Here is a 6,073-nt window from a genome sequence, read left to right on the forward strand (position 1 = left end):
GTGTATTTTTTCTTTCCCTGCATAGGCTAATTTAAGAAAATAAATTTAGTTATACAATTGACAATCAATATATTATATTAAATACTCAAGTTTTAAAGAAGGCAAAGGAAGTTTTCGGTATATTTGGTTGTGCAACAAGCACATAGTATTGGCAAAATGCGGGGTTAAATATAAAGTAGAAAATGTAGAAATATTTATCCGCCGCTGCTTTTCATATTGTTTTTTTTCATAATTTAGACAATCTGATAAAGTACACCCCTCTAAACTAATTGTAATAATATAACAGTAAACAAAAAAGCCAAAAAAGCCAATATTTAAAGTGATTTCGGGGCTTTTTTGCTTTGAATGTTGGATGAAACTAAATGTAAAAATATGACTGTTTGCTACCATTTTATTACCGTTTTAAACATCATTTAATTACCGTTTAAATCTATCTGCTATAATATTCCCGCCAAAGGTACTAATATTACCATTTAAAGTCTTAAAACTGCTGTTTTGAGACTGTTTTTTTTTCCAGATAGCTAAAAAAAACGGCAACTGATCCGCAGAAAATAAGCTTCAAAAAAAAGGAAGTAAATTGCAGTGGATTACCATTTGGATTACCATTTGGATTACCATTTGGATTACCAATTGCCAGTAAAAAAATAAGACGGAAAATAGCATTAATTTACAAAAACAGCATAAAAACAGCAGAAATACACTCATAATGCACGCTTAATTACAACGCAATAATATTCATTAATATGTTTATGATATTGATATATAATCAATTACATTAATAACAAGTATTGCTTTTCTAAAAAAAGTTATGTGTATTACTTTAGTTTTGGTTGATCTTCAGCAACTCGGTCATAATAATATCCCTGTTCAGATGCTTTTTTTAATTCTGTTATTTCCTTTTTTAGGGTGCTTATTTCTTGATCTTTATAATCAATTAATTGTTGCTGATTGTTAATCAATATGTCTTTAATTGGATCACTATTTTGGGTTTCTGATAGGATTTCATCACTTTCGACAGCATAACCGAATATTAACCAATCTAATGAAATTGTAAACACGCAACACAACTCAATGCAAAATGATAAAGTTGGCGGCATCTTACCCTGCTTTATTTTACTGTAATAACTTGGATCCAGTTTCAGTACTTCAGAAAAAGCATCTTGACTGTATCCATTATTTTGGCGAACAATATCAATTCTGTTTCCAATATCTATTGATCCAGGATTAAGCACTGGCGCAATCATATTATTAGAATATGTCTTCCTCAACATATCACCTCTGCCGGTAATAAGCCAGTCTGGATTAAGATTGATATACTTAGTTAGAATTCTATCTATTGCATCTGATCCTAATGCAGAATTTTTTTGAGGACCCTTGAAATTCGAATAGGATAAATTGAGTTTCTGGAAAAAATCTTCTTTTTTTTCACCTTGATTCTCAATGAAGTACAATATTCTTTCTTTAATATTGGTTATTTTTCTATCCATAATTAGCTAAATAGATAAAATTTTATCTATCTTTGTTTTATTATTTGAAACTTATTAAACAATGAACAAAGGAACAAAAAAAAAGGCAGAATACAGTCAGCATAATGTAGATGCTATTCAGGCACTTGTAGAAAAATTTGGTCTTTCTGCTTACTACATACGACAAAGCGTGAACGGTAATAGAAAAGGCGTGGTTCCGGACAGAATAAAAAAAGAATACAAAATCATCTGCAAACAACTTGAAGACGCTAAAAACAAAACAGTACAAAATTTCAAAAATCAATAATTATGGAAAGGATTGCTAAAACCATTAAGTTCATTTTCAATTACACAACCAGACAGGTAACGGATGTGGAAACCAGAAAGCCCGAGATAGCTACTTATTTCCGTGTTTTTGGATTCGTTGTTAAAACCACATATAAGCCGATGTAATATGCCACATTTCTGGAATAATACCAATGCCGTTGCTGTGAACGTGGATGAACTGGTTCCAAGATTTTGGAGTTCGCAGAATGTTCTGTCCAAAGAGATCAGCCGAAACCGTGAGAAACCATACGGTGTAAAAGCGTTGCAGCGCGGCGGCGGCAAGAACATGAAACTGATCATTGATTTTGACAGTCTCCCAAACCACATCCAGCAGAAACTGGGTGATCCGCGCAAAGTAGAACACAATCTGCTGTATTTCTACAAAACCGATTCTGTGGCAGTTGATTTTTATACCAACTTCACGCGCCCAGACGGATCTTATCTTAGCCCGGATGAACAGCAGCGCTATATTACGAATGCAAGTGTGCTGATCAGTATTCTGAAGCTTCGTGAAAAATACCAGATCGAGCGTTTGAAATTAGGAATGTCGCTGAAAGGGCTTAATACATTCCTATGTGAGGAAAGCAATTCTTTCAATCCGATCCTTTTAAAAAGATTCGATATTCAGCACAATCTGCCGACGCATCCAACCCGTTTTAAAGAAGCTTTAAACGATTTTGAAACGCCGTTTAATGAATGGCCTTACAATTTCGCAGCGATCATTAAAGATATCGAAGGAAAAAGGAAACAGAATGCCAGAATTGTTGATGATGTTACGGAAGCGATCCTTAACGGATTATTTGCCAATATTTCGCATAAACCAACAGCAACCGAGATTTACAGAGCTTATGAAGCATTTTTAAGCGGATATGCACAGGTTTACAACGAAGATACCGGCGAAATATATGATCCAAAAGGATTCCCAAAACTTTCTGAAAGCACAGTGCGCCTTTATCTGTCTTCCTGGGAAAATAAAGCGGCAACTTACAAGCAGAGATCCGGCGACCGCCAAAAGTATATGGGGCAATTCAAACCATATCATCAGCTCGAAAGACCAAAATTCGCAGGATCACTTATTTCCATCGATGACCGGAACCCGCCGTTCAAAGATCTTGACGGTAACCGCGTTTGGTTTTACAACGGAATTGATCTGGCGTCTGAATGCTTCACCGTTTTCGTGTACGGAAAAACAAAAGAAGGCATTATTACCGAGTTCTACCGCCAGATGGTCCGCAATTACACAGAATGGGGCTTGAATCTGCCGGACGGACTGGAAGCGGAAAGCGCATTAAACAGCAGTTTTACCGATACATTCCTGCAGGAAGGATACATGTTCCAGAATATAAGAATCGAAGCAAATAATGCACGAGGAAAACGAATTGAACGCTATTTCGGTGCCTTACGTTACGAAGTTGAAAAACAGCGTGAAGGATGGTTAGCCAGACCGCACGCCAAATCCGAAAGCAACCAGATGGGACCAAAAGCAGTTCCGCAGATTCCTTACGATCAGATTGTGGAAGGCGCTATTCAGGATATATACACCTGGAACAACTCACCACACTCGCAGGATTCTTCTGTTACGCGATGGGAATTTTTCTTACAGAACCAACATCCCGAACTGAAGCCAACTAACTGGAAAGCGATCCTTCCGTTCCTGGGATATCACCAGAAATCATCCTGCAATACCGGATATATAAAATTACAGGGTAAAGCCCGCGCGATTGCGCAGAACGGACAGATCTGTCTGGGTGAACCGCTGATTAACGTGATGAAAGCGATTGAGGGCAAAGATGTCGACGTTTACTGGCTGGATGATAACGCCGGAAACGTAATGAAAGCGCTTGCATTCTACGAAGGACGTTTTATCTGTGAGGTTCAGGAAATGCCTAAATATAACAGAGCCATCATCGAACGCACCGCAGCTGATGATGAAGCCCGCGAGATCCAGAGCAGTTATGTTTCCACGGTAGAATCGTTCATCCGTCACCAGGAGAAAGCGCTGATGAAGGTTAACATCTTCCAGCAGCCAAAACCGGAACCAAAAAACGGATTCTTTATCCCGGGCATGAAGCACAACCGGTTCCAGCCACAAACCACAGACGCTGAGATCATCGATACCGATGACGCTGAAAAAATGGCCATGGTACCATCCGTAAGCTGGCAAAACTCATTCTTTAAATAACAAAAAAATTACACAACATGGAATTATCATTAGAGTACAAACAGAATGTAAGAACGGCATTACTCGAACGCCGCCCAAATTTCGGAGGGACGGACGGGCAGTTTGCAAAGATCTACGGAATTAGTGGAGCTGTTTTCAGCAGACTGAATAAAGGCGAAATCGACGGGCTTATTTCACTAAGCCAATGGCTGCAGATCGGCAGAGAGCTGGGCGTTAATAACAAAAAAAGCAGCTGGAAGGTAGTGCGAACAAGAGTATATACAGAGATCGAAAGTAGTATCCATTTCTGCCAGCAGTTTGCGCGCTCGATGGTCCTTGTGGATGCTTGTGGTATCGGCAAGACTTTCAGCGCCAAAAACATCGTGAAAACCATGCGAAACGCTTTTTACATCGATTGCTCACAAGCGAAAAGCAAACAGCTGTTTGTGCGTCATTTCGCGAAAACACTGGGAATCGATAACAAAGGAAAGTACGTGGATGTAAAAGAGAACCTGAAGTATTACATCAATCAGCTGGAAAGTCCTGTTTTCGTACTGGATGAAGTTGGTGACCTGGAATACACGGCATTTCTGGAACTGAAAGAACTGTGGAACTCATGCGACGGTAACTGTGGATGGTTGATGATGGGTGCAGACGGTTTGAGAAACAAGATCCAGAAAGGGATCAATAACAAGAAAGTTGGCTTCGCTGAAATATTCAGCCGCTTTTCAGACGAATTTATTCAACTTACGCCCAATGGCGTACTTGATAAACAGGCATTTTACAGTGAATTGCTTACGCAGGTTGCAACCGCCAACCACACCGGAACCCAACCGGTAGAAACTTTGGTGAAACAATGTTTGAAAAAAGAAGCTACACTGCGTCATTTGGAAACGCTCATTAAAATTTCGGCGTAAATGAGGACCTACACAGTAAGTAACATTTTGAGCCGGAAAATGAAGATCCTGGAACTCGTAGGTATCTGGCTGGAAATCTTCGGAAAACCGGAAAGAACTGGAAAGGTTTGGATCATCTACGGTGAGGAAAAGCAAGGGAAAACATGGTTTGCAATGTTATTGGCACAATTCCTCAGCTCGCTGGAACCGGTGCTTTATATCTCAGCTGAGGAGGGTTTAGGATTAACTTTCCAGGAAGTGATCCAAAGGGCGCATTTTGACCCCAAAAACAAGAAGTTCAAAGCCTACGGTTATCTGCCACTTGCGGAGCTTCGGGAATCGCTTAAAAAGCGCTACGCACCGAAACTGGTTTTCATCGACAACGTGACGTTTTACAGCGATGAACTAAAGAACGGCGGTCTGCAGGAACTGGTGAAAGAAAACCCGGACAAACTCTTCATCTTCCTGGCGCATGAAGAGCGTGGTGAACCTTACACCGCCACAGCAAAGATGATCAAACGAATGGCGGACAGAATTGTGAGAGTGCAAGGTTTGGTTGCTACAGTAGGCGGCAGAACCACCGGCGGACAGTTCGTTATCGACCAAGAAAAAGCAATGATCCTTCACGGATCTGATATAATTAAGTAAAAAAAACAATTCACAACAATGAAAACAATCACCAACCCAAACAACCCAAACCGAACGCTGGTAAAAAAAGCGCTGGGTTACAACGACTGGGGTTACGATAACCTGATTCATCAGTTTTTTGTGACCTGGTGTGAAGCTATGGCGATGAAGTTCTTTCATAAGGACCGCGACCTGATTTCAAACGAAAGCCTATTCGTATACTACAACAAACAGTGGCAGATCCTGGTAGAAAACAGGATGGTCAATGAATACGGCGGATACATGATGAACCAGATACAGGATTCTGCCAAAACTTACTACAAGTTTCTGTACGACTTCGCGATGGATCTCGAGAACTATTATCCGGCTTCGCTGATCCGAACTGTAAAACCAAAAGAGAGAACAAAACCTAAATATCAATTTAATCTCAATTAAAAATTATGACAGAAGAGTTAAAACAAGAAGTGAAGGACATCCTTCAAAAAATGAGTGATGCTAAAGTTCCGTGCCTTTTCCTGGCATTTGATGGTGAACATTTCACCAATCTGCGAAACTGCAATCTGCAACAGGCGGCACAGCTCATGATCAACCAGATT

General features: G+C 39.9%; 6 protein-coding genes. 5 read left to right on the forward strand and 1 reads right to left on the reverse strand.

Features of this window, described 5'->3' with window-relative positions:
* Positions 1–815: 815 nt before the first annotated feature.
* Entirely contained in the window at positions 816–1,487 is a 672-nt protein-coding gene (locus tag ACM44_RS14915) for a helix-turn-helix domain-containing protein (RefSeq protein ID WP_053215484.1), read from the reverse strand.
* A gap of 61 nt (positions 1,488–1,548) precedes the next feature.
* On the opposite strand from ACM44_RS14915, the gene ACM44_RS14660 reads away from it, so the two are divergent.
* The 5 genes from ACM44_RS14660 to ACM44_RS14680 all read left to right on the forward strand — a co-directional run bounded on the left by ACM44_RS14660 (position 1,549) and on the right by ACM44_RS14680 (position 5,912).
* A complete protein-coding gene (locus ACM44_RS14660) occupies positions 1,549–1,773 on the forward strand; it encodes a hypothetical protein (protein WP_048500810.1) in 225 nt (74 codons plus the stop codon).
* A 147-nt stretch (positions 1,774–1,920) separates the two neighbouring features.
* Complete coding sequence (locus ACM44_RS14665; RefSeq protein ID WP_048500811.1) at positions 1,921–3,975, forward strand: hypothetical protein; 2,055 nt, start codon at positions 1,921–1,923, stop codon at positions 3,973–3,975.
* A 17-nt stretch (positions 3,976–3,992) separates the two neighbouring features.
* Positions 3,993–4,871: an ATP-binding protein gene (locus ACM44_RS14670; RefSeq protein ID WP_048500812.1), complete on the forward strand. Its 879-nt coding sequence runs from the start codon at positions 3,993–3,995 to the stop codon at positions 4,869–4,871.
* Positions 4,872–5,498, forward strand: coding sequence for an AAA family ATPase (locus tag ACM44_RS14675; RefSeq protein WP_048500813.1), 627 nt, complete (start codon positions 4,872–4,874; stop codon positions 5,496–5,498).
* 18 nt (positions 5,499–5,516) lie between these two features.
* Positions 5,517–5,912: a hypothetical protein gene (locus ACM44_RS14680; RefSeq protein ID WP_048500814.1), complete on the forward strand. Its 396-nt coding sequence runs from the start codon at positions 5,517–5,519 to the stop codon at positions 5,910–5,912.
* The last annotated feature ends 161 nt before the right edge of the window (positions 5,913–6,073 follow it).

The sequence above is a fragment of the Chryseobacterium koreense CCUG 49689 genome (genome assembly GCF_001045435.1).
Taxonomy (GTDB): Bacteria; Bacteroidota; Bacteroidia; order Flavobacteriales; family Weeksellaceae; genus Kaistella; species Kaistella koreensis.